13 protein-coding genes are annotated in these 21,680 nt (G+C 68.4%); 8 read left to right on the top strand and 5 right to left on the bottom strand.

The window, feature by feature from the left end; all coding sequences use genetic code 11:
- Positions 1-41: 41 nt before the first annotated feature.
- Positions 42-2,570, bottom strand: a complete 2,529-nt coding sequence (gene leuS, locus AC6I9V_RS16565) for a leucine--tRNA ligase (RefSeq protein WP_497900191.1) — start codon at positions 2,568-2,570, stop codon at positions 42-44.
- Positions 2,571-3,311: 741 nt separating this feature from the next.
- Between leuS and AC6I9V_RS16560 the strand changes: the two genes are divergently transcribed.
- Genes AC6I9V_RS16560 through AC6I9V_RS16545 form a run of 4 tightly spaced genes read left to right on the top strand, consistent with a single transcriptional unit; the run spans position 3,312 to position 11,037 of the window.
- Positions 3,312-6,482, top strand: coding sequence for an efflux RND transporter permease subunit (locus AC6I9V_RS16560; RefSeq protein ID WP_497900190.1), 3,171 nt, complete (start codon positions 3,312-3,314; stop codon positions 6,480-6,482).
- Positions 6,479-6,943 carry a hypothetical protein gene (locus AC6I9V_RS16555; protein WP_497900189.1) on the top strand — a complete coding sequence of 155 codons (465 nt, stop codon included), beginning with the start codon at positions 6,479-6,481 and terminating at the stop codon, positions 6,941-6,943. Before AC6I9V_RS16560 ends, AC6I9V_RS16555 begins: the two co-directional genes overlap by 4 nt.
- A 1-nt stretch (position 6,944) precedes the next feature.
- Positions 6,945-10,088 carry an efflux RND transporter permease subunit gene (locus AC6I9V_RS16550; RefSeq protein ID WP_349413666.1) on the top strand — a complete coding sequence of 1,048 codons (3,144 nt, stop codon included), beginning with the start codon at positions 6,945-6,947 and terminating at the stop codon, positions 10,086-10,088.
- Between the two features lie 34 nt (positions 10,089-10,122).
- Positions 10,123-11,037, top strand: coding sequence for a hypothetical protein (locus AC6I9V_RS16545; protein WP_497900188.1), 915 nt, complete (start codon positions 10,123-10,125; stop codon positions 11,035-11,037).
- A 114-nt stretch (positions 11,038-11,151) separates the two neighbouring features.
- On the opposite strand, the gene glpK is transcribed toward AC6I9V_RS16545, so the two are convergent.
- The 3 genes from glpK to AC6I9V_RS16530 all read right to left on the bottom strand — a co-directional run bounded on the left by glpK (position 11,152) and on the right by AC6I9V_RS16530 (position 15,422).
- Positions 11,152-12,666, bottom strand: a complete 1,515-nt coding sequence (gene glpK, locus AC6I9V_RS16540) for a glycerol kinase GlpK (protein ID WP_497900187.1) — start codon at positions 12,664-12,666, stop codon at positions 11,152-11,154.
- 57 nt (positions 12,667-12,723) lie between these two features.
- Positions 12,724-13,476 carry an MIP/aquaporin family protein gene (locus tag AC6I9V_RS16535; protein ID WP_497900186.1) on the bottom strand — a complete coding sequence of 251 codons (753 nt, stop codon included), beginning with the start codon at positions 13,474-13,476 and terminating at the stop codon, positions 12,724-12,726.
- 152 nt (positions 13,477-13,628) lie between these two features.
- Positions 13,629-15,422, bottom strand: coding sequence for a glycerol-3-phosphate dehydrogenase/oxidase (locus AC6I9V_RS16530; RefSeq protein ID WP_497900185.1), 1,794 nt, complete (start codon positions 15,420-15,422; stop codon positions 13,629-13,631).
- A gap of 124 nt (positions 15,423-15,546) precedes the next feature.
- Between AC6I9V_RS16530 and AC6I9V_RS16525 the strand changes: the two genes are divergently transcribed.
- Genes AC6I9V_RS16525 through AC6I9V_RS16510 form a run of 4 tightly spaced genes read left to right on the top strand, consistent with a single transcriptional unit; the run spans position 15,547 to position 19,450 of the window.
- Entirely contained in the window at positions 15,547-16,509 is a 963-nt protein-coding gene (locus AC6I9V_RS16525) for a sugar-binding transcriptional regulator (RefSeq protein ID WP_497900184.1), read from the top strand.
- Positions 16,510-16,557: 48 nt separating this feature from the next.
- Complete coding sequence (locus AC6I9V_RS16520) at positions 16,558-17,427, top strand: aldo/keto reductase (RefSeq protein WP_497900183.1); 870 nt, start codon at positions 16,558-16,560, stop codon at positions 17,425-17,427.
- Between the two features lie 11 nt (positions 17,428-17,438).
- Complete coding sequence (locus AC6I9V_RS16515) at positions 17,439-18,368, top strand: alpha/beta fold hydrolase (protein WP_497900182.1); 930 nt, start codon at positions 17,439-17,441, stop codon at positions 18,366-18,368.
- A complete protein-coding gene (locus AC6I9V_RS16510) occupies positions 18,365-19,450 on the top strand; it encodes a glycosyltransferase family 4 protein (RefSeq protein ID WP_497900181.1) in 1,086 nt (361 codons plus the stop codon). The genes AC6I9V_RS16515 and AC6I9V_RS16510 overlap by 4 nt, the downstream gene beginning before the upstream one ends.
- A gap of 10 nt (positions 19,451-19,460) precedes the next feature.
- On the opposite strand, the gene AC6I9V_RS16505 is transcribed toward AC6I9V_RS16510, so the two are convergent.
- The gene (locus AC6I9V_RS16505) at positions 19,461-21,647 is read right to left on the bottom strand and encodes a primosomal protein N' (RefSeq protein ID WP_497900180.1); all 2,187 of its coding nucleotides are present in this window, start codon (positions 21,645-21,647) and stop codon (positions 19,461-19,463) included.
- Positions 21,648-21,680 lie beyond the last annotated feature (33 nt).

Below are 21,680 nucleotides of genomic sequence, written 5' to 3'. Positions count from 1 at the left end.
CGGCGAGTGCCGGCGGCCGGTTCAAACGCTGGCCTGCCCGGCTAGGCCGGGACGATGTTGACCAGTTTAGGCGCCCGCACAATCACGGTGCGGATACCCCGGCCGTCCAGCGCGCGCTGGACGTTCTCCGAGGCCAGCGCCAGTTCGCGCAGTTCGTCCTCGGAGATGCCCGGGGACACCTCGAGGCGGTCGCGCACCTTGCCCTGGACCTGGACGACGGCGGTGACCGTGTCCTGCACCAGGAGGGCTTCGTCGTGCGTGGGCCAGCCGGCATTGGCGACGGACGCCGGGTGCCCCAGCGCGTTCCACAGGTCCTCGGCCGTGTAGGGGGCGAACAGGCTCAGGATGACCGCGACGGCTTCCACCGCTTCGCGCACCGCAGGATCCGCGCCGCCGGCGCCGGCATCAATGGTCTTGCGGGTCGCGTTGACCAGCTCCATCAGCTTGGCCACGACGACGTTGAACTTGTTGGAGTCCAGCAGCGCCTCGGCGTCCGCGATGGTGCGGTGCGTGACGGTGCGCAGCGCGCGGTCGCCGGTGGCGAAGTCGACGCCGGGTTCGCTCGTGACGTCCTGGCCCAGCCGCCAGGCGCGGGCCAGGAACTTCGCGGAGCCCGACGGCGAAACATCCGCCCAGTCGACGTCGTCCTCCGGCGGGGACGCGAAGATCATGGTCAGGCGCACGGCGTCGACGCCGAACTTGTCCAGCTGCTCACCCAGGTCCACGCCGTTGCCGAGGGACTTGCTCATGGCCTTGCCGCCGTTGAGTACCTGGCCCTGGTTCAGCAGCGCCCGGAACGGCTCGTCCGCCTCGATCAGGCCCAGATCGTGGATGACCTTGGTGAAGAAGCGGGCGTACAGCAGGTGCAGAATGGCGTGCTCGACGCCGCCGACGTACTGGCCCACCGGCATCCAGTCGTTGATTTTGGCCGGGTCGAACGGGCCCTCGGTGTACTCCGGCGAGACGAAGCGCAGGAAGTACCAGGACGAGTCCACGAAGGTGTCCATGGTGTCCGTGTCGCGCTTGGCCGGACCGTGGCAGCTGGGGCACTCCACGTTGACCCACGCCTCGGCGGCGGCCAGCGGGGAAGTCCCCTTCGGGGACAGGTCTTCGCCGCGCAGGTTCTCCGGCAGGGTAACCGGCAGCTGCTCGTCCGGGACGGGCACCTCGCCGCACGCCGGGCAGTGGATGATCGGGATCGGGGTGCCCCAGAACCGCTGACGGCTCAGCAGCCAGTCGCGCAGACGGAAGTTCACGAACTTCTCCCCGGTGCCCTGCTGCTCCAGGATGGCAATGGCCGCCGGGATGGCTTCGGCCTTGGGCAGTCCGTCCAGCGCACCGGAGTTGATCAGCGTTCCTTCGCCGGCCGTTGCCGTGCCGGAGACCGCGGGGTCTTCCTCGCCGGTGTCCAGCACCGCCCGGACCGGCAGGTCAAAGGTCTTGGCGAAGTCCAGGTCGCGCTGGTCATGGGCAGGGACGGCCATGATGGCGCCGGTGCCGTAGTCCGCCAGGACGTAGTCGGCGGCCCAGACGGGCAGCTTCTCGCCGTTGAGCGGGTTGATGGCATAGCGGCCGGTAAAGACGCCGGTCTTTTCCCGTTCGGTGGACTGCCGCTCGATCTCGGAGAGCGCCTTGACCTGTTCGCGGTACGCGTCCAGGGCCTCGGCGTGTTCCTCGGTGACCAGTTCGACGGCGAGCGGCGCGTCCGCGGCCACCACAAAGAACGTCGCACCGTACAGGGTGTCCGGGCGGGTGGTGAAGACGGTGACGTCCTTGGCGGGCTTGCCGCCGTCGGCCTCGACCACGAAGGTGACGTGGGCGCCCTCGGAGCGGCCGATCCAGTTCTTCTGCATGGCCAGGACCCGCTCGGGCCAGTGCCCGCGCAGCTCGTCCATGTCGTCCAGCAGACGGTCGGCGTAGTCGGTGATCTTGAAATACCACTGATTCAGGGACTTTTTCGTCACGGCGGTGCCGCACCGCTCACAGGCGCCGTTGACGACCTGTTCGTTGGCCAGCACGGTCTGGTCCTTGGGGCACCAGTTGACCGGCGAGTCCTTGCGGTAGGCCAGGCCGCGCTCGTAGAAGCGCTTGAACAGCCACTGGGTCCAGCGGTAGTAGCCGGGGTCCGAGGTGTGCAGCCGGCGGGACCAGTCCGCGGAGATGGCGTAACGCTTGAACGATGCCGCCTGCGTATCGATATTGGCGTAGGTCCACTCGCTGGGGTGCGCGTTGCGCTTGATCGCGGCGTTCTCGGCCGGCAGGCCGAAGGAGTCCCAGCCGATCGGGTGCAGCACGTCATAACCCTGCTGGCGCAGGTAGCGCGCGACGACGTCGCCCATTGCGAACGCTTCGGCGTGGCCCATGTGGAGGTCGCCGGACGGGTACGGGAACATGTCCAGCACGTAGCGGCGTTCCTTCGAACCGTCATCCAGGGGCGTGAAGACCTTGAGGTCTTCCCAGACCTGCGGCCACTTGGCCTCCATGGCGGCGAAGCTGTAGGCGCCCTCTTCGGGGCCTTCGTTCGCTGCGGCTGCTGCTGTTCCGGTTTCTGTCTCCGGCTGAACGCTCACTGCTGGCCTCTTCTGTCTTTCAGGCTTGTGTTTCCAAGCGCTGGTCCTGTCAAGCTTCCGCCCCGCCGGGATGGTTCCCCGTCCCCGGCAGCTGATCTTTCGCGGTCTTCCTGCCGCCGGGCCCGGGGAGCCCCAGACACACAAAAGCCCCTCGACATGGAGGGGCTGCCGCTCGGCAATCCGAGATGGAGTTCGGGATGCCGGGCGGCTAGCTAAGCAGAAGGATCGCGCGCATGGAACTACTTTAGCGCCTTCGCGCGGCTTCCGGGGCGAGGCCCGCTCGAAATTGGGCCGCACAATCCCCTCGAGCGATACCAAATTGTTATATTTCCCCGGTGAATAGGCGGTGGTACTTACGCCGATATCGGGCCCCCGGACTCCCGTAGGGTAGAAATACGCAACGAGTAATACAACTCTAAAGGCAAGTAGCCGGCCGTCAGTTTATGGGTATTGATTCGGTCCTCGGCAAGTAGTTTTTCGGCGGCAGGGAAGGGTACCCGCAGCGGGCGCCACTGAGGCATGATACGGGCGTTTTTGGGGACTGGGCGGGGGAAATCCTGAGAGGTTGCTAAAAGTTTCGAACAGGGACACTATGCACTCAAGATCTCGGGGGGGGATTCGTAAACGGTCTCGGGTTGAGGAGCCTGATATGTATCGTTTGCGTGCGTCTGCCCTGCCACAATTCGCTAAACTGCCACCGCGCTCCCGCGCGGCCGGCCGCCGCCCGGAAAAGGTCTAGCCATGTTCGGCTGGATTACCCGGTTCAGTATGCAGTTCCGCATCCTGGTTCTGGCTCTCGCAGCCGGGCTTGTCACCTTCGGCGTTGTCAATGTGCCCCGGATGGCTGTCGACAGCATGCCCGAGTTCGCCCCCGCGCAGGTCGAGATCCAGACCGAGGCCCTGGGCCTCTCCGCTGTTGAAGTCGAACAGCTCATCACCTCACCGATGGAAGCCGACCTCCTCAACGGGGTGGCCTGGCTGGACGAAATCCGCTCGAAGTCGGTTCCGGGCCTGTCCTCCATCGAACTCGTCTTCCAGCCGGGCACCGACCTGCTCAGGGCCCGGCAGCTAGTGGCGGAACGGATGACCCAGGCACACGCCCTGCCGAACGTGTCATCCCCGCCGCTGATCATGCAGCCGATGTCATCGACCAGCCGCGTGATGATGGTCCGGATGAGCTCCAAGCAGCTCTCCGGCATCGAAATGTCCGTCCTGGCCCGGTGGAAGATCAAGCCTCGGCTGATCGGCATCCCGGGGGTGGCGAACGTGGCCATCTGGGGCCAGCGCGAACAGCAGCTGCAGGTGGAGGTTACCCCCACCCAGTTGCAGGAGAAGGGCATCACACTGGAGCAGGTGATCAAATCCACCGGCAACGCCGTCTGGGTCTCGCCGCTAAGCTTCCTTGAAGCGTCCACGCCGGGCACCGGCGGCTTCGTAGAGTCCCCCAGCCAGCGCCTCGGCATCCAGCACGTCCTGCCGATCCGCACCCCGGCGGACCTCTCCAAGGTCAGCGTCGAGGACACCAACCCGCGGTTGCTCCTCGGGGACATTGCCAAGGTCCGGGAGGACCACCAGCCGCTGATCGGCGACGCGGTGGTCGGACAGGATCCGGGCCTGCTGCTGGTGATCGAGAAGTTCCCGGGGACCAGCGCGCTCGAGGTCACCAAGGACATTGAAGCGGCGCTGAAAGACCTCGAACCGGGCCTCGCCGGCGTCCAGATGGACACCTCGGTGTTCCGCCCGGCGGCGGCTCTGCAGGACTCGGTGGACGGCCTGGCGCTCGCGCTGCTGTTCAGCCTGCTGATCGCCGTTGCCCTGTTCTGGCTGTTGTTCCGCTCCTGGCGCGTGGCCGTGATCGGCCTGGTTGCCCTGGCCACCTCGGTGACGACGGCGGCCGTGGTCCTGCAGCTGCAGGGGGCCACTTTGAACGTGGCGGTCCTGGTCGGTATCTTCCTGGGCGTCGCCCTGATTGTGGGCGACATCATCGAGGATGTGCAGGCCCAGCGCCGGCGCCGGGCCGACTACGACGGTTCTTCCGACCCGGCCGCGGACTTCCGCTCACGGATCGGGTACGCCGTCCACAGCGTGCGCACCCCGCTGTTCCACGCCTCGCTCATCATGCTGATCCCCCTGGTACCGTTGCTCTTCGCCTCCGGGATCGGCGGGGCATTCTTCCGTCCGCTGATCTGGGCCCTGGTGCTGGCTCTGCTTGCCTCGCTGATCGTAGGCCTCGCCGTCACACCCGTGCTGGTGCACCTGCTCCTGCCCCGCGATGCGTCCTTCCGGCGGGAATCGGCGGGATTTGACCGGGCCCGCGCCTCCTACCAGCGCACCCTGACGGCAGCCCGCTCCCGCACGGCCCTCGGCATCGCTGCCGTCGCCGTCGTCGGCGTGCTGGGCCTGGCGGCCGCATCCCAGCTGGTCGGCAACCGCCCTGTGGTTCCGACGCTGCCGGACAGGACCCTCCTGGTCCAGTGGGATGCCATGGCCGGAACCTCCAACGCGGAAGTCACCCGGATCGCAGCGCGCGCCTCGGACGAACTCCGGACGGTACCCGGCGTTTCAGGGGTCGGCGGGCACGTCGGCCGGGCGATCGCCGCGGATCAGGTGGTCGGCAACAGTTCCGCGGAACTGTGGGTGTCCATCGCGGCGGACGCGGACTACGCGGCGACCGAAAGCGCCGTCCGTGAAGTCGTCAAGGGCTACCCGGGCATCGCGAACAACGTCGTCAACTACTCCCAGCAGCAGATCGGCGAACTCCGCAGCACCCTGGACCCGGGCTTCGCGGTCCGCGTCTACGGCACGGACATGACCGTGCTGCAGCAGAAGGCTGAGGAAGTCCGCAAGGCAATCGCCGGCGTCAGCGGCGTGGGAAACCCCCGGGTCAACCAGACGCCCAAGACTCCCATCGTGGAGGTCGAAGTCAACCTGGAGGCGGCCCAGAAGGTCGGCATCAAACCAGGTGACGCCCGGCGCGCCGCGGCGGCCCTGATGCAGGGCATTGTCGTTGGCAACCTCTTCGAACAGCAGAAGGTGTTCGAGGTTGTGGTCCGGGGCGCCGTCGACGTCCGGGACGACCTGACCAGCGTGCGGGACCTGCTGCTGGACTCCCCCGACGGCGGCCACGTCAAGCTCGGCGACATCGCCGCGGTGCGGCTGGTCCCCAACGAGGTGGTGATCATGCACGATGACACCTCGCGGCGGATCGACGTGATCGCGGACGTCAGCGGCCGTCCCCTCGCGGACATCCAGCGGGACATCAACGATGCCGTCCGGAAGATCGAGTTCCCGCTCGAGTATCACGCCGAGATCCCGACCAAGTACAGCGAGAACCAGGCGGCCGACACCATGGTGGTCGGTCTGGCCATCGCAGCCTTCCTGGCCGTGCTGATCCTCCTGCAGACGGCGCTGCGGAGCTGGAAGCTCGCCCTCGCGGTCTTCCTGTCCCTGCCGGCGGCCCTGGCCGGCGGCACCGTGGCGGCATGGCTGTCCGGGGCGGTGAATTCGCAGATTGTGCTGACGGCGTTCGCGGCGGTCCTGGCCATCACGGCCCGGAACGCGGCGCTGCTCTCGGCGCGCTGCGACGAACTGTGGCTGGAAGATCCGGCAGCCTCCCGGGCGGCGGTCGTGATGGCGGCAGCCCGCGACCGGATTTCCCCGGTCCTCAAGACCGCCCTGATCACCGTTCTGGTGCTGATCCCGCCGGCTGTCTTCGGCGGAGTCATCGGCCAGACCGTCCTGGGCCCGATGCTGCTGATCATCGTCGGCGGCCTCGTCACCGCGACGCTCTGTGCGCTCTTTGTGTTCCCGCTCCTGGTGTTCTGGTTCGGCCCGAAGGAAGGGCCCGAGGAATGGGAATCCGTCAATGAATCCGAAGTTCCCGTAATGCAGGAAAAGGTGGAAGTAAGATGACCAGCCAAAAGCCCCTCCGGCGTCTGCCCCTGGCGGCCGCTGTCTGTGCAGCACTCCTGAGTTCCCTGCCTGCCTGCGCGGCGACTCCGGCGGCCAGCAGTTCCTCGGTCCAACTGGCCAACGACCCGGCCAAGGTGGAGAAGAACGCCACCACGGGAATCGCCAAGATCACCCTCAATGCCCGCGCTGTGCAGCGGCTTGAGCTGAAGACGGACACGGTCAAGCCGGGAGCGACCGGCACCGAGGTGCTGCTTCCGTACGCGTCCCTGCTCTACGACGCGAGCGGCAAGACCTGGGTGTACACGAATCCGGAGGAACGTGTCTACCAGCGCCAGGCGGTCACGGTCGCGAAGGTCGAAGCCGGCGTCGTGACCGCCACCGCCGGCCCGCCGGCGGGCACCGCCATCGTCACCGTCGGCGCGGCAGAACTGTTCGGCGCAGAGTTCGATACGGCGCACTGACATGCGCCGGATCATTGCGACGAGCCTAAGGTTCCGGTCCATCATCGTTGCGATGGCCGCTGCCTTGATGATCGTAGGCAGTGCCCAGCTCAGCACAGCCTCGGTGGACGTGTTCCCCGAATTCGCGCCGCCCAAGGTCGAGGTGCAGACCGCGTGTCTGGGCCTGACGGCGTCCGAGGTCGAGGAACTCGTCTCTGTCCCGATGGAGGAGGCGTTCAACGGGATCGACGGCCTGGACCACATGCGGTCCAAGTCGGTGTCCCAACTCTCCTCCATCGTGCTCGAGTTCAAACCCGGGACCGATGTCCTCAACGCCCGGCAGATGGTGTCCGAGCGGATGGCGACCGTCATCCCGACGCTGCCCACCTGGGCGGCGCCGCCGGTGATGCTCCAGCCGCTGTCCTCGACGAGCCGGGTCATGAAGATCGGGTTGTCCTCGGACACGCGCTCGCTGATCGAAATGTCGATGATCTCCTACTGGAACATCCGGGCCCACCTGCTGCGGGTACCGGGCGTGGCCAACGTGGCCATCTGGGGTGAGCGCCTGCAGATGTTGCAGGTCCAGGTGGATCCGGCCAAGCTGGCCGCCCACGACGTCACGCTGGAAAACGTGATGAACTCCACCTCGGACGCTTTGGACGCCGGGCTGCTCAAGTACTCCCCCGGCGCCCTGATCGGCACCGGCGGCGCACTCGAGACGCCGAGCCAGAGCCTGAGCATCCGCCACGTCCAGCCGATTACCGGTCCGCAGCAACTGGCCCAGGTCGCGCTGGAACAGCGTGAGGGGCAGGAACCGCTGCGCCTCGCCGACGTTGCCACCGTTGTCGAGGACCACCAGCAGCTGATCGGCGACGCCGTCATCAACGGCGGACCCGGCCTGATGCTGATCGTGGAGAAGCTCCCCTGGGGCAACACGCTGGAGGTCACCCGCGGCGTGGAGGAAGCCCTGAAGGAGCTCCAGCCGGGCCTCACCGGCATAGCGGTGGACACCACGCTGTTCCGGCCGGCGACCTTCATCGAGGAATCCCTCGGCAACCTCAGCGTGGCCCTGCTGCTGGGCTGCCTGCTCGTGATCCTGGTCCTCAGCGTGTTCCTGTTCCAGTGGCGCACCGCGCTGGTCAGCGTGGCGGCCATCCCGCTCTCGCTGCTGACGGCGGCCCTGGTCCTCTACTGGACAGGAGGCACGGTCAACACGATGGTGCTAGCGGGATTGGTGATCGCCGTCGGGGTGGTGGTGGACGATGCCATTATCGACGTCGAAAACATCGTCCGCCGGCTCCGCCAGCACCGGGCTGCCGGCGGCACCGACAGCGCGGCGCGGGTGGTGGTCAACGCCTCCCTGGAGGTCCGCGGCCCGATTGTCTACGCGACCCTGATCATCGTCGCGGCCACCGTGCCGATCTTCTTCCTGGACGGCCTCACCGGATCCTTCTTCCGGCCGCTGGCCATCTCCTACACCCTGGCCGTGTTCGCGTCCATGCTGGTGGCCCTGACCGTAACCCCGGCCATGGCGTACATCTTCCTGCGTAACGCGAAGCTTGAGGACCGCGACCCGCCGCTGGTCCGGGTCCTCAAGCGCTGGTACGGCGCCGGGCTCCGGCCCATCGTCCGCCGCCCGCTCCCGGGCTACCTGTCGCTGGCGGCGCTGGGTGTGGTGGGCATTGTGGCCGCGCCCCTCCTGGGCCAGTCGCTGCTCCCGTCCTTCAAGGAACGCGACTTCCTGATGCACTGGGTCACCCAGCCGGGAACGTCGAATTCCGAGGAGGTCCGGGTCAGCCAACTGGCCTGCAAGGAGCTGATGACGGTGCCCGGGGTGCGCAACTGCGGATCCCACATCGGGCAGGCGTTTGCGGCCGATGAAGTCGTCGGCGTCAACTTCGGCGAAAACTGGATCAGCATCGATCCCGCGGCGGACTACGGCAAGACCCTCGCCTCGGTCCAGGAACTGGTGGACGGCTACCCCGGCATCCACCGGGACGTCCAGACCTACCTCAAGGAACGCGTCCGGGAAGTGCTCACCGGCACCGGCTACGCCGTTGTCGTCCGGGTGTACGGCGACGACCTCGCCGTTCTCCGGAAGGAAGCGGACAAGGTCAAGAAAATCCTCGGCGGAATCGAGGGTGCCGTCGGCGCGAAGATTGCGCTGCAGGTGGACGTGCCGCAGATCGACGTCGAAGTGAACCTGGCCGCCGCCAACCAGTACGGGCTCAAGCCGGGTGACGTGCGGCGTGCCGCGGCCACCCTGGTCGCCGGCGAGGAGGTCGGCGACGTCTACCGCGACGGCAAAGCCTACGACGTGCAGGTCTGGAGCCCGCCGGAGACGCGCACCAGCGTCACCAGCATCGAGAACCTGCAGATGGACACCCCGAGCGGGCAGCGGATCAAGCTCGCCGACGTGGCCAAGATCTCGGTCAAGCCGACCCCGAACGTGATCGAGCGTTCGGAGGGCTCACGCCGGCTCGATGTCAGTGCCAACGTCAAGGAAGGCGACCTGGTCAAGGTCGTGGAGGAACTGAAGGGCAACCTCGAGACCGTGGAGTTCCCGACCGGCTACCACGCCGACGTCCTCGGTGAGTACGCGGAACGGCAGGCCGCCTCCCAGCGCCTGCTGGTCTTCTCGGTGGGCGCCATCGCGGTGATCTTCCTGCTGCTGCAGGCGGCTTTCCGCAGCTGGCGGCTGGCGACTCTGGTGATCCTGACCCTGCCGGTGGCCCTGGTGGGCGGTGTCCTCGCAGCGCACCTCAGCGGCGGGATCCTGTCCCTGGGCTCGCTGGTCGGCTTCCTCACGGTGATGGGCATTGCCGCCCGCAACGGCATCCTGCTGATCAACCACTGCCAGCACCTCGAACAATTCGAGGGCGTGCGGTTCGGCCCCGGACTGGTGCTGCGCGGCGCCGCCGAGCGGTTGTCCCCGATCCTGATGACCACCCTGGCCACGGCCCTGGCCCTCGTGCCGCTGGTGGTCATGGGCAACATTCCGGGGCATGAGATCGAGCACCCCATGGCCGTCGTCATCCTCGGCGGCCTGGTCACCTCGACCCTGGTGAACCTGTTTATCGTCCCCTCGCTCTACCTGCGGTTCGCCAAGGGCCGCGCGGAGCGCGAGCACGGGCTCCATGCGGCCCAGCCGGCCACCGCCGGCTAGCCGCGGCACACAACCCCAAAGAGAGGCGTGTTTCATGTTTCAGCGACGAAGGCGGTTCACCGCCTACGGCTCGGCTGCCCTGCTGGTGCTGGCGACGTTCACCGCGACGTCGGCACCGGCGGCCGCCGCCGCGCCGTCGGGCCAGGAGCTCTGCGGGCCGGGGTCGGCGATCAGGTTCGACCGGGACGATTATCCGTCGTCGCCGCGGATCGACAATAAGTGGTTCCCGCTGGTCCCCGGCATGCAATTCACCACGACAGGGACCGTCACGGACGCCGGGGGCACAAGCGCCCACACCGTGGTCCACACGGTCACCGGCCTGACCAAGGTGATCGACGGCGTCAAGACCCTCGTGATGTGGGACCGGGACTACTCCGACGGCGAGCTCACCGAGTCCGAACTCGCGTTCTTTGCCCAGTCGGACAAGGGCGACGTCTGGTTGTTCGGCGAATACCCCGAGGAATACGAAAACGGAACATTCGTCGGCGCGCCCAGCACCTTCATCAGCGGCATCCAGCGGGCACAGGCCGGCATCGCGATGCAGGCGGAACCGCACCGCAACACCCCCGCCTACGTGCAGGCCTACGCACCGAAGGTGGACTTCCTGGACTGCGGGGACGTGCTGTACAAAAACCTGCGGGTCTGCGTCCCGACGGGCTGCTACAACGATGTGATGGTGATCGACGAGTTCAACCCGCTGGATCCGCCGAGCGCGGGCCACCAGCGGAAGTACTACGCCCCCGGCATCGGGCTCGTGAAGGTCACGGCTTCCGGCGGTGACAGCCAGGAGTTCATGGACCTCGTCAAGATCAAGAAGCTCAGCCGCGCCGAACTCGAGCATGTGAACGCCCAGGCACTCGCACTGGACGGGCGGGGCTACACCGTGAGCAAGGACGTCTACGCCAAGACGCCGCGCGCCGTCGTCGCGTATCCGCGTACCGGCTCCTGACGGGCGCGGCCCGCAGCCGGCACCGGCCCGCGGTTCCCGCCCCACACGGAAGAGCTCCGGTCAGCCTGGCTGACCGGAGCTCTTCCGTGCTGCGGGTGACCGCCGGGAGGAAGGCTACTTCACGTCCTCGTCGACCCAGTCCATGGACTTGGTGACGGCCTTCTTCCACAGGCGCATCTGGCGCTCGCGCTCAGCCTGGTCCATCTTCGGCTCCCAGCGCTTATCCTCGGACCAGTTGGCCGAGCACTCGCCCAGGTCCTTCCAGAAGCCGACGGCGAGGCCGGCCGCGTAGGCGGCGCCGAGCGAGGTCGTCTCGACCACCTTCGGCCGGATCACCGGGACACCCAGGATGTCGGCCTGGAACTGCATCAGGGCGTCGTTGGCGACCATGCCGCCGTCGACCTTGAGCTCGGTCAGCGGCACACCGGAGTCGGCGTTGACGGCGTCGAGCACCTCGCGGGTCTGGAAGGCGGTGGCCTCCAGGGCCGCGCGGGCGATGTGGTTCTTGTTCACGAACCGGGTGAGGCCGACGATCGCGCCGCGGGCGTCGGAACGCCAGTACGGTGCGAAGAGGCCGGAGAATGCCGGCACGATGTACACGCCGCCGTTGTCCTCGACCGACGCCGCCAGGGTCTCGACCTCCGGGGCGCTGCCGATCATGCCGAGGTTATCGCGCAGCCACTGCACCAGGGATCCGGTGACGGCGATGGAGCCTTCCAGGGCGTAGTGCGGTGCGGCGTCGCCGAGCTTGTAGCCGACCGTGGTCAGCAGCCCGTTCTTGGAGTGGACGATCTCCTCACCGGTGTTGAAGATGAGGAAGCAGCCCGTGCCGTAGGTGTTCTTGGCCTCGCCGGCGTCGAACGCGGCCTGGCCGAATGTCGCCGCCTGCTGGTCGCCGAGGATGCCGGCCACCGGCACCTCGCGCAGCAGCTGGGACGTGTGGACGGTGCCGTAGACCTCGGAGGAGGACTTGATGGCCGGCATCATCGAGGCCGGGACACCGAAGGCGTCCAGGATCTCCTGGTCCCAGGACAGCGTCTCGAGATCCATGAACATGGTCCGCGAGGCGTTGGTGACGTCCGTGACGTGCACGCCGCCGTCGGTCCCGCCGGTGAGGTTCCAGAGCACCCAGCAGTCGGTGTTGCCGAAGACCAGGTCCCCGGCCTCGGCCTTGGCGCGGGCGCCCTCGACGTTGTCCAGGATCCACTTGATCTTGGTGCCGGAGAAGTAGGTTGCCAGCGGCAGTCCCACCTTCTGCTTGAAGCGCTCCGGGCCGCCGTCCTTGGCCAGCTCGTCGACAATCGACTGGGTGCGGGTGTCCTGCCACACGATCGCGTTGTACACCGCCTTGCCGGTGGTCTTGTCCCAGACCACCGCGGTTTCGCGCTGGTTGGTGATGCCGACCGCGGCAATGTCGTGACGGGTCAGGTTGGCCTTGGACAGTGCGGAGGCGATGACCTCGCGGGTGTTGTTCCAGATCTCGGCGGGGTCGTGCTCCACCCAGCCGGCCTGCGGGAAGATCTGTTCGTGTTCCATCTGGCCGGAGGAAACGATGTTGCCGCTGTGGTCGAACACGATGGCGCGGGTGCTCGTGGTTCCCTGGTCAATGGCGATTACATACTGGTTCATGCTGACGTCCTTGTCGGTTGGGCCTGCGGTTGAAATTGATGCGTACGGCTGTGATTCCTAGGAGGCTGCGGCGGTCGCGACGATCGGCACCACGGCTGCCACGACGCCGGCGAGTCCGCCGCCGACGAGCGGTCCGACCACTGGGATCCACGAGTAGCTCCAGTCGGAGGAACCCTTGCCCTTGATCGGCAGCAGGGCGTGGGCGATGCGCGGGCCCAGGTCACGGGCGGGGTTGATGGCGTAGCCGGTCGGGCCGCCGAGGGAGACACCGATGCCGACAACCAGCAGGGCCACGGCCAGCGGGCCCAGCCCGGAGGGGGTCCCGCCGAAGGTGAGGATGACGAATACGAGGACAAAGGTGCCGATGATCTCCGTGACCAGGTTCCACGGGGTGGAGCGGATGGCGGGGCCGGTGGAGAAGACACCCAGCTTGCTGGCGGGCTCGGGTTCGACGTCGAAGTGCTGCTTGTGTGCCAGCCACATCACGACGGCGCCCAGGAACGCCCCGAGCAGTTCACCGCCGAAGTAGGTCAGGGTGGAGCCGAAGTCGACCGCGACCCCGGGGGCGTACTCCTTCTTGCCGTTGAGCAGCAGCCCGAAGGTCACGGCGGGGTTCAGGTGCGCGCCCGACTTGGCGGCAACGAAGACACCGGAGAAGACGGCAATGCCCCATCCCCAGGTGACCATCAGGAACCCGCCGTTGTTGCCCTTGGTGCCTTTGAGCGCGACGTTGGCCACAACGCCGCAACCCAGCAGGGTCAGCATTGCGGTGCCGAATACTTCGGACAGGAAAACTATTCCAAGAGACATCTTTGACTCCTCTATTTTCTGTTGTCAGCCCTTCGCGAGTTTGAAGGGCCGTTGGGCCGGCAGCGGTTTCGCGCTGCCGGCCGGCCACTGCCGGGCCCGCCAGGGGCCCTGCAGTCTTTGCGCCCGGACAAACCCGTCCGGACACGCAAGCTTTAGGCGACCAGGCTGTGGACCTGGACACCGTGGAACCGTTCGAGCACCTCCTGGGCGTGGTGGATCTCTGCGGTCCGTGCCGCGGCGTCCCAGCCCAGCGGGCCGGACAGGACCTCGGCTACCTCGTTCAGCAGTTCCCCGGTCACCAGGCCGCGGAAGGCGAGCGACGTGCGGCGGATGAGCACGTCAATCAGGTGGCCGAGCTGTTCGTTCTGTGCCATGTACTCCAGTTCCCGCACACTCAGTTCGCGGGTGGAGTGCAGCAGCCGGTCTTCCCCGGCGTCGAGGTAGGCCATCACGTCCGCGGCGCGCGTTCCGTAGCGGGTCAGCAGGACCGCGGTCCGGTCCGCGTCACGGCCGGGGCCCATGTGGGCCTTGATCCAGCGCTGAACGCCATCCTCGGTGCCCGGGAACCCGGCGCCACCGCCGATGGCGAGTTTCGCCGTCGAGACTTTCCGCTCCAGTCCGAGCTCGGCCAGCACGTCGTTGCTCAGGTGCTCGGCGAGGGCCCGGAAGGTGGTCCACTTACCGCCCACGAGGCTGAGCACGACGGGGCCGCCAGCCTCGCGCTGCGCCGAGCCCTTGGCCGGGCCGCGGCGTTCGATCCGGTAGTCGCGGCTGACAAAGCCGGGCTGCGTGGCGTCGTGCTTCGGCAGCGGACGGACGCCGGAGAAGGTGTAAACGATCTGCTCCCGGTCCACCGTGATGTCGGGGAAAACGTGGCCGATCAGGTCGAAGAAGTAGTCGATCTCGGCGTCGGTGCAAATGGCGTCCTCGGCCATGTCGGCGTCGACGTCGGTGGTGCCGACGAGGACGCGGTCACCCATCGGGTAGATCAGCACGATCCGGCCGTCCGTGTGCTCGAAGAAGATCTCCCGGCCCTGGCAGGCTTCGAGGAGTTCCGGGTGGTCCAGCACGATGTGCGAGCCTTTGGTGCCACCCATAAAGGCCGAGGCGGCGCCCATGGCCTGGTTGGTCAGGTCCACCCAGGCGCCGGTGGTGTTGACCACGACGTCGGCGCTGAAGTCGAAGACCTCGCCGCTCAGTTCGTCGCGGAGCTGGACCGTGCCGGAGCCTGCGGCCTCCGCCGCCCCGTCCATGGAGACGAGGGACAGGTAGTTGCTGGCGCGGGCACCGTTGCCGCCCGCCTCGCCGGCCTTCTCGCCGTCCTGGAGGACGTCCAGGGTGAGCCGCTCCGGATTGTGCACGGACGCGTCAAAGTAGGTCGCCGCGTATTTGATGCCCGGGTGCAGCCGCGGCAGCTCGGCGAGGGCGCGTTTGCGGCCGCGGAACTGGTGGCGCGGCACGGTGCCGCCGTCGCGGGAGAAGAAGTCGTACATGCTCAGGCCGAGCTTGATCAGGAAGGCGCCGCGTTCCGTGGGCGCGCCCTGCTGCTTGTGGGTCAGGAACCGCAGCGGCGCGGCGAGGATGCCGGAGAAGGTGCTGAAGATCGGGATGGTGGTCTGGAGCGGCTTCACGTAGTGCGGCGCGATGCGCAGCAGCCGGTTGCGTTCGACCACGGATTCCTGGACGAGGCGGAACTCGCCGTTTTCGAGGTACCTGATGCCGCCGTGGATCATGTGCGAGGAGGCGCCGCTGGCGCCCTGGCAGAAGTCGCCGCGTTCCACGAGGGCCACGTCCACGCCCTGCAGGGCCAGGTCACGGAAGGTCCCGACTCCGTTGATGCCGCCGCCGATGATGAGCACCTGCGCGTGCGGCCGGTTCCGCAACTGCTGCACGGATGTGCGCCCGCTGCTCGACGCCGGATGGCCGGATGAAACCTTGTTTCCCAAAACTGCTCCTTGGGGCTTGGTACTGCGCGGCGCGCCGTCTGGCACGTCGCCGTTCAACACTATTCTTTGGAGTAATGGAAAATGGAGTCAAGCACTATGCACAAACGTGCAGAATGGATATGCAATGTCGCCTACCCGCCAGTCCGACGCCCTCCGGGCCGCCCAGCTGTATTACCTCCAGGACCTGACCATGGACGCGATCGCCCGCGAGCTCCGCACCTCCCGGTCGACCGTTTCCCGGCTGCTCTCCGCGGCCCGTGAATCCGGCCTCGTGCAGATCCAGATCCGCAGCCCGCTCGACACGGGCCCCGAACTCGAAGGCATGATCCGGGACGAATACAGGGTCGATGTGCACGTTGTGCCGGTGGTGGACACGCTCAACGAGGCGGAAACGCTGGACCGGGTGGCGATGCAGGCCGCGCGCACCATCGGCCCGCTCGTGGACTCGAACGCCATTATCGGCGTGGCCTGGGGTTCCACGCTGAGCGCGGTCAGCCGGCACCTGACCCGGAAGATCACCCACGACAGCGTCATCGTCCAGCTCAACGGGGCCGGAAACATGCAGACCACCGGCATCACCTACGCCTCGGACATCATGCGGCGCTTCGGCAGCGCCTACGGTGCCCGGGTGGAACAGTTCCCGGTGCCGGCCTTCTTCGACCACGCGGCCACCAAGGAAGCCATGTGGAATGAACGCAGTGTTCAGCGCATCCTGCGGCTGCAGGCCCGGATGAGCATCGCGATCTTCGGCGTCGGATCGGTCGACGCCGACTACCCCAGCCACGTCTACGCCGGCGGCTACCTGGACGAGGACGACCTGAACGTGCTGGCCGGCTCCGACGTCGTCGGGGATGTCGCCACAGTGTTCTTCCGCGCCGACGGCTCCTCGGACGGGATCACCCTGAACGAACGGTCCACCGGGCCGGACCTTGCCCAGCTCCGCCAGGTCCGGCGCCGGATCTGCGTGGTCTCCGGCGCGTCCAAGATCAACGGCCTGCGCGGTGCGCTGGCGGCGGGCCTGGCCACGGACCTGATCCTCGACGAGGCCACGGCCCGGCGACTGGTCGGAACCGAGCACCCAGCCTGAGGGCCGTCCCGCACCGGCCGGGCCGCCGGAATGGGTAGAGTCGATGCTATGAGAATTTCGCCCCGGCTGACCCTAAACAACGGTGTCCTGATGGACCGCCTCGGGTTCGGGCTCTACAAGGTCCCGCCGGCCGACGCGGCCGGGCTCGTCACCATGGCGCTGGAGGCCGGCTACCGGCACGTGGACACGGCCGCCATGTACGGAAACGAAACCGGCGTCGGGAAAGCTATCGGCGCCCTGTCCGCCTTCGACGGCTCCGCTGGCGGTTCCGGCGAACTGCACCCCCGGCTCGCCCGTGAGGACCTTTTTGTGACCACAAAGCTCTGGAACGACGACCAAGGCTACGACGCGACGCTGCGGGCCTTCGACACCTCCATCGCCAAGCTGGGCCTGGAATACATTGACCTCTACCTGATCCACTGGCCGTGCGCCCGGCGCGGGCTGTACACGGAGAGCTACCGCGCCCTCGAAACCCTTTACCGCGAAGGCAGGGTCCGCGCGATCGGGGTCTCCAACTTCCAGCCCGCACACCTGGAGAACCTGCTCCAGAGCGCGGAAGTGGTGCCCGCCGTCAACCAGGTCGAGCTGCACCCGTGGCTGCAGCAGGACGAGCTGAGGGCCCTGCACGCCTCACTGGGCATCACCACCGAGGCCTGGAGCCCGCTGGGCCGGGGCCAGGTGCTGCAGGACCCCGTGGTGCTCGAGCTCGCCGCGGCGCACCGGCGGACGGCCGCGCAGATCATCCTGCGCTGGCACCTTGAACTGGGCAACGTCGTCATTCCGAAAGCCAGCTCCTACACCCGGATCCGGGAGAACCACGACATCTTCAGCTTCAGCCTCGGCACCGCCGACCTGGACGCCCTGGCCGGCCTGGAGCGGGGCCACCGCACCGGCTCGAACCCCGACAACGTCAACTAGGATCCGATCGAATGGAACACGTGGCCACCGAACCATCCCCCGCACCTCCCCTGCTCAGCGCGGAGCTGGCGTCCCGCAGCAGCGCCTCCGCCGTGGACCTGGACGGCACGAGGGTCGCCTACTGGAGCTACGAACCGGTCCGGGAGACCCCCGCAACCCGGACCATCCTGGTGATCCATGGGTTCCGCGGCGACCACCATGGCCTGCTCCGCGTGGTCGACCAGCTCCCCGAGATGCGCCTGCTCATGCCGGACCTGCCGGGATTCGGCGCCTCCGGCGCCTTCCCGCCCGGCGGTCACAGCGTGGAGGGCTACGGCCGGTTCATCGAGGACTTTATGGAAGCCCTTGGCCTCGGCCCGGACACCGTGCTGCTGGGCCACTCCTTTGGTTCGATTGTCACCAGCCACTTCGTGGCCGACCACCCCGGCGCGGTCGCCGAACTGATCCTGATCAACCCCATCGCCGCACCGGCCCTCGAGGGGCCCAAGGGACTCATGACCAAGGCGGCTGTGCTGTACTACGAGGCCGCCGCCCGGCTCCCCCGCCGCCTCGGCAACTCCCTGCTGCGCAACCAGCTGATCGTCCGCGTGATGAGCGAAACCATGGCCAAGACCAAGGACCCGGTGGTGCGCGGGTTCGTCCACGCCCAGCACAGCGCCTACTTCTCCGCCTTCGCCGACCGCGACAGCCTGCTGGAAGCCTTCAAGGCCTCCGTCGGCAGCAACGTCGCCGAGGTGGCGCCGCGCCTGGCGCTGCCGGTCCTTCTCGTGGCCGGCGAGAAGGATGAGATCGCCACCCTCCCGGACCAGCACAAGCTGTTGCCGCTGCTGCCGGACGGCACCCTCGAGGTCATTCCCGGCGTCGGGCACCTGATCCACTACGAAACCCCGGAACCCGCCGCGGGCTTCATCCGACGCTTCCTGAAGGACCACGCCGCGTGAAAATCCTCATTGACGCCCGCTTCACCAGACTCGACCACCACGACGGCATCAGCCGCTACGGCGCCAGCCTCATCGCCGCCACCGCCAAAATCGCGGACGTCTCCATGCTGATCAGCGACACCCGCCAGCTGGCGCTGCTTCCCAACGTGCCGTACACGCTCATCAACAGCCCGCTCTCACCAGCCGAATTGTTCGTCGCGGCCAAGGTCAACCCGCTCGCGGCCGACGTGGTGGTCTGCCCGATGCAGACCATGGGCAGCTGGGGCCGTAACTACGCCCTGGTCCTGACCCTGCACGACCTGATCTACTACGAGCACCCCGCGCCCCCCGGGTTCCTCCCGGCCCCCGTCCGGGTGCTTTGGCGGCTCTACCACAAGGCGTTCTGGCCGCAGCGGGTGCTGCTGAACCGGGCCGACGTCGTCGCGACCATCAGCTCCACCACGGAATCCCTGATGGCGAAGTACCGCCTGACGAAACGGCCGGTGCGGATCGTGGGCAACGCCCCGCAGCCCGGGCTCACGCCGCGGGACCCCGGCGCCGGGGCGGACAAGACCCTGCTCTACATGGGATCGTTTATGCCGTACAAGAACGTGGAAACCATGGTCCGGGGCATGGCCGAGCTCCCGGACATGACCCTGCACCTGCTGAGCCGGATCACGCCCGAACGCCGGTCAGAGCTGGAGGCCCTGGCCCCGGCCGGAGCCAACATCGTGTTCCACAACGGCGTGACGGATACCGAATACGAGGAGCTGCTCGCCCGGACCACCGCGCTGATCAGCCTCTCCAAGGCGGAGGGGTACGGCCTGCCCCTCGTCGAGGCCATGTCCCACGGCACCCCGGTCATTGCCAGCGACATCCCGATTTTCCGCGAAGTCGGCGCGGACGCGGTCAGCTACGTCGATCCGGACTCCCCGGCAGCCTTTGCCGCGGCCGTGCGCGAACTCGAGGCGCCGGAGCAGTGGAAGGACCGATCCGCCCGCGCGGTCCGGCGCGCGGCCGAGTTCAGCTGGGATGCGTCCGCGCAGCGCCTGCTGGCCGCGGCCGAGGAAGCGGTGGCGTTGCGCGCACGCAAGCACCCCTAGAGCACATTGATTAGAGCACGTCCACGCCGTCGAGCCGCAACTGCACCGGGTCGTCGGCACGCTTGGCGGCCGCCGCGGCCTTGACTGCGCGCATGGCCCTGGTGGCGTCGGCGGCCTGGACATACGGGATAAACATCAGCGTCCGGACGTCCCTGCCGCCGTGCCGCTCGGCGCCCGGCGCCCGTGAAGGCGGGGCGTCCGCCGGCGGCGCCCCGGCCCCGCCGGCGCCCGGCAGCGGCGCGGGTCCGGCCGACCTGAGCACGATGCCCTGCTTCGCCAGCGCCTTCTCGACGGCCTCGGTGAAGTGCCCGACGGCGGTCCGTCCCCCGGTGACGGACGCAATCCTGACCGCCGGCGGCAGCGCGAGCTCCTGCCGCAGGGCGAGTTCCCGCCCGGCGTAGCCCGCCGGGTCCCAGCGCAGCAGCGCCCCGACTCCGGCGGTGTCCTCAGCGGTGATGACCACCAGGCCGCCGTCGGCCGCAGGTCGGACCAGGGCGGCGGCGTTGAACCAGCGCCGGACGGCATCTTCTCCGGCCCGGAGGTTTTCGCGGCGCAGCAGCGAGTCGCCGTCGAGCAGCAGCGCGGCAGCGTAGCCGCCGGCCGCCACCGGCTCGGCGCCGACGGTGGCAACAACCAGGGCCTTGGAGTCCGGGACCGTGGCCAGGACCCGGTCACCGGAGGAGGTGAGGACGGGCTTTCCCGGAAACGCCCGGCCGAGCTCCTCAGCGGTCCGCAGTGCCCCGGTCGCGCCCCGGCGGAGCCGAACCCCGTTGCAGTGCACGCAGCGCCATTCGGGGGCGGCCGCCGAGCACCAGCGGCACACGGGCACGGCTGCGCTGCCGCCAGGTCCGGCGATGGCCAGCGGGCCGTTGCAGGCGGTGCAGCGTGCGGGTTCGCGGCAGCGTTCGCAGGCCAGCGACGGCGCGTAGCCGGCCCGGGCCACCTGGACCAGGACGGGGCCGCGTTCCAGGCCCTCCTTCGCGGCCCGCCACGCGGCGCCCGGCAGCCGCGCGATCCGGGCCAGCGGGTCGCGTTCCTGCTCAAAGCTGTCCGCGGTGTTGAGCACGCGGGGCGCCGTGCGGCGCACCACGGCCCGGTTTGCCTCTACCGGGCGCGCCCAGCCTGATTCCACCAGCCGCTGCGTCTCGGTGCTACGTGCATGGCCCGCGAGCAGGCAGGCGGCGCCTTCGTGCGCCGCCCGGAGCAGGAGGACCTCGCGGGCATGGGCATACGGGGACCGTTGCTCGGTGTGCAGCTCATCGCCGTCGTCCCAGCAGACCACCAGGCCCAGGTTGTGCACCGGCGCGTACGCGGCCGAGCGGGTTCCGACGGCCACGCCCGCGGCGCCGCTGAGCACCCGCAGGAAGCTGCGGTAGCGGGGGGTCGGGCCGTCATCCGCGGTGAGCCTGGCCACGTCGCCGGCCGGCAGCAGCTCCAGCAGGGCTGCCTCCGCCCGGTCCAGGTCGCGGTAGTCCGGGACCACCACGACGGCGCCCCGGCCGGAGCGGCGGACGGCGGCCACGGCCTCGGCGACCAGCCGCGGCCACCCGCCGGGGCCGAATCCCTGCAGGGCGCCCAGCGCGGCGCGGGGCGACTCCCCCGCGCCCAGGTGCTGCAGGAACGCCGGCCCGTTGTGGTACCCCGCCCACCCGGAGGTGCCGGGCTCCGACGGCGCGGCGGGAGCTCCGGCGGGAGCGCCGGCGGGAGGGGCCGCGGCGAAGAGGGCGGGATCCAGCAGGCCGCCGGGAGCGAACTCCTTTTCCAGTTTGGCCATCCGCGGCGGGACGGCGACCCGCAGCACGTCGCTGACCGTGCCGGCGTAGCGCGCCGCGACCCTGCCGGCGAGGTCGGACACCGCCGGAGTGAGCACCGGAACCGGGGACACGACCTTGTACAGCGGCACCAGGGGGTGGCCGGCGTCGGAAGCGGCGGCGCGTTCGAGCAGGTAGCCGCCGAGCTCCTGGCCGCTGAACTTTACCCGGACCCGGACGCCGGGCAGGGCGGCCGCGTCGAGCTCTGCAGGCACGCTGTAGTCGAACGGCCGGTCCAGGTGCGGGAGGGATGACTCCAACTGCACCCGTGCAACCGGCAGATCGGCGGCCAGGGCGGGTCCGGCCGCGGCCGCCGAGGCGGGGAACCCGTGCAGCAGCGAGAGCTGCAGCGGCTCTTCCGGGGCGCCGCTTCGGGCTGGGGTCATGGCGACTGCCTCCCTTCGACGGCTGGTCCGGTC

The sequence above is a fragment of the Arthrobacter sp. SlRoot2-15 genome, assembly GCF_059739345.1.
Note: the sequence above shows the minus strand (reverse complement) of the source record. Positions and strands in the feature narration are given on the sequence as shown.

Excerpts from the sequence above, each read along its gene's own strand:
- AC6I9V_RS16505 (WP_497900180.1), bottom strand. The coding sequence starts at position 21,647 with ATGACCCCAGCCCGAAGCGGCGCCCCGGAAGAGCCGCTGCAGCTCTCG.
- AC6I9V_RS16520 (WP_497900183.1), top strand. The coding sequence starts at position 16,558 with ATGAGAATTTCGCCCCGGCTGACCCTAAACAACGGTGTCCTGATGGAC.
- AC6I9V_RS16545 (WP_497900188.1), top strand. The coding sequence starts at position 10,123 with ATGTTTCAGCGACGAAGGCGGTTCACCGCCTACGGCTCGGCTGCCCTG.
- AC6I9V_RS16515 (WP_497900182.1), top strand. The coding sequence starts at position 17,439 with ATGGAACACGTGGCCACCGAACCATCCCCCGCACCTCCCCTGCTCAGC.
- AC6I9V_RS16535 (WP_497900186.1), bottom strand. The coding sequence starts at position 13,476 with ATGTCTCTTGGAATAGTTTTCCTGTCCGAAGTATTCGGCACCGCAATG.
- glpK (WP_497900187.1), bottom strand. The coding sequence starts at position 12,666 with ATGAACCAGTATGTAATCGCCATTGACCAGGGAACCACGAGCACCCGC.
- AC6I9V_RS16525 (WP_497900184.1), top strand. The coding sequence starts at position 15,547 with ATGTCGCCTACCCGCCAGTCCGACGCCCTCCGGGCCGCCCAGCTGTAT.
- AC6I9V_RS16560 (WP_497900190.1), top strand. The coding sequence starts at position 3,312 with ATGTTCGGCTGGATTACCCGGTTCAGTATGCAGTTCCGCATCCTGGTT.
- AC6I9V_RS16555 (WP_497900189.1), top strand. The coding sequence starts at position 6,479 with ATGACCAGCCAAAAGCCCCTCCGGCGTCTGCCCCTGGCGGCCGCTGTC.
- AC6I9V_RS16550 (WP_349413666.1), top strand. The coding sequence starts at position 6,945 with ATGCGCCGGATCATTGCGACGAGCCTAAGGTTCCGGTCCATCATCGTT.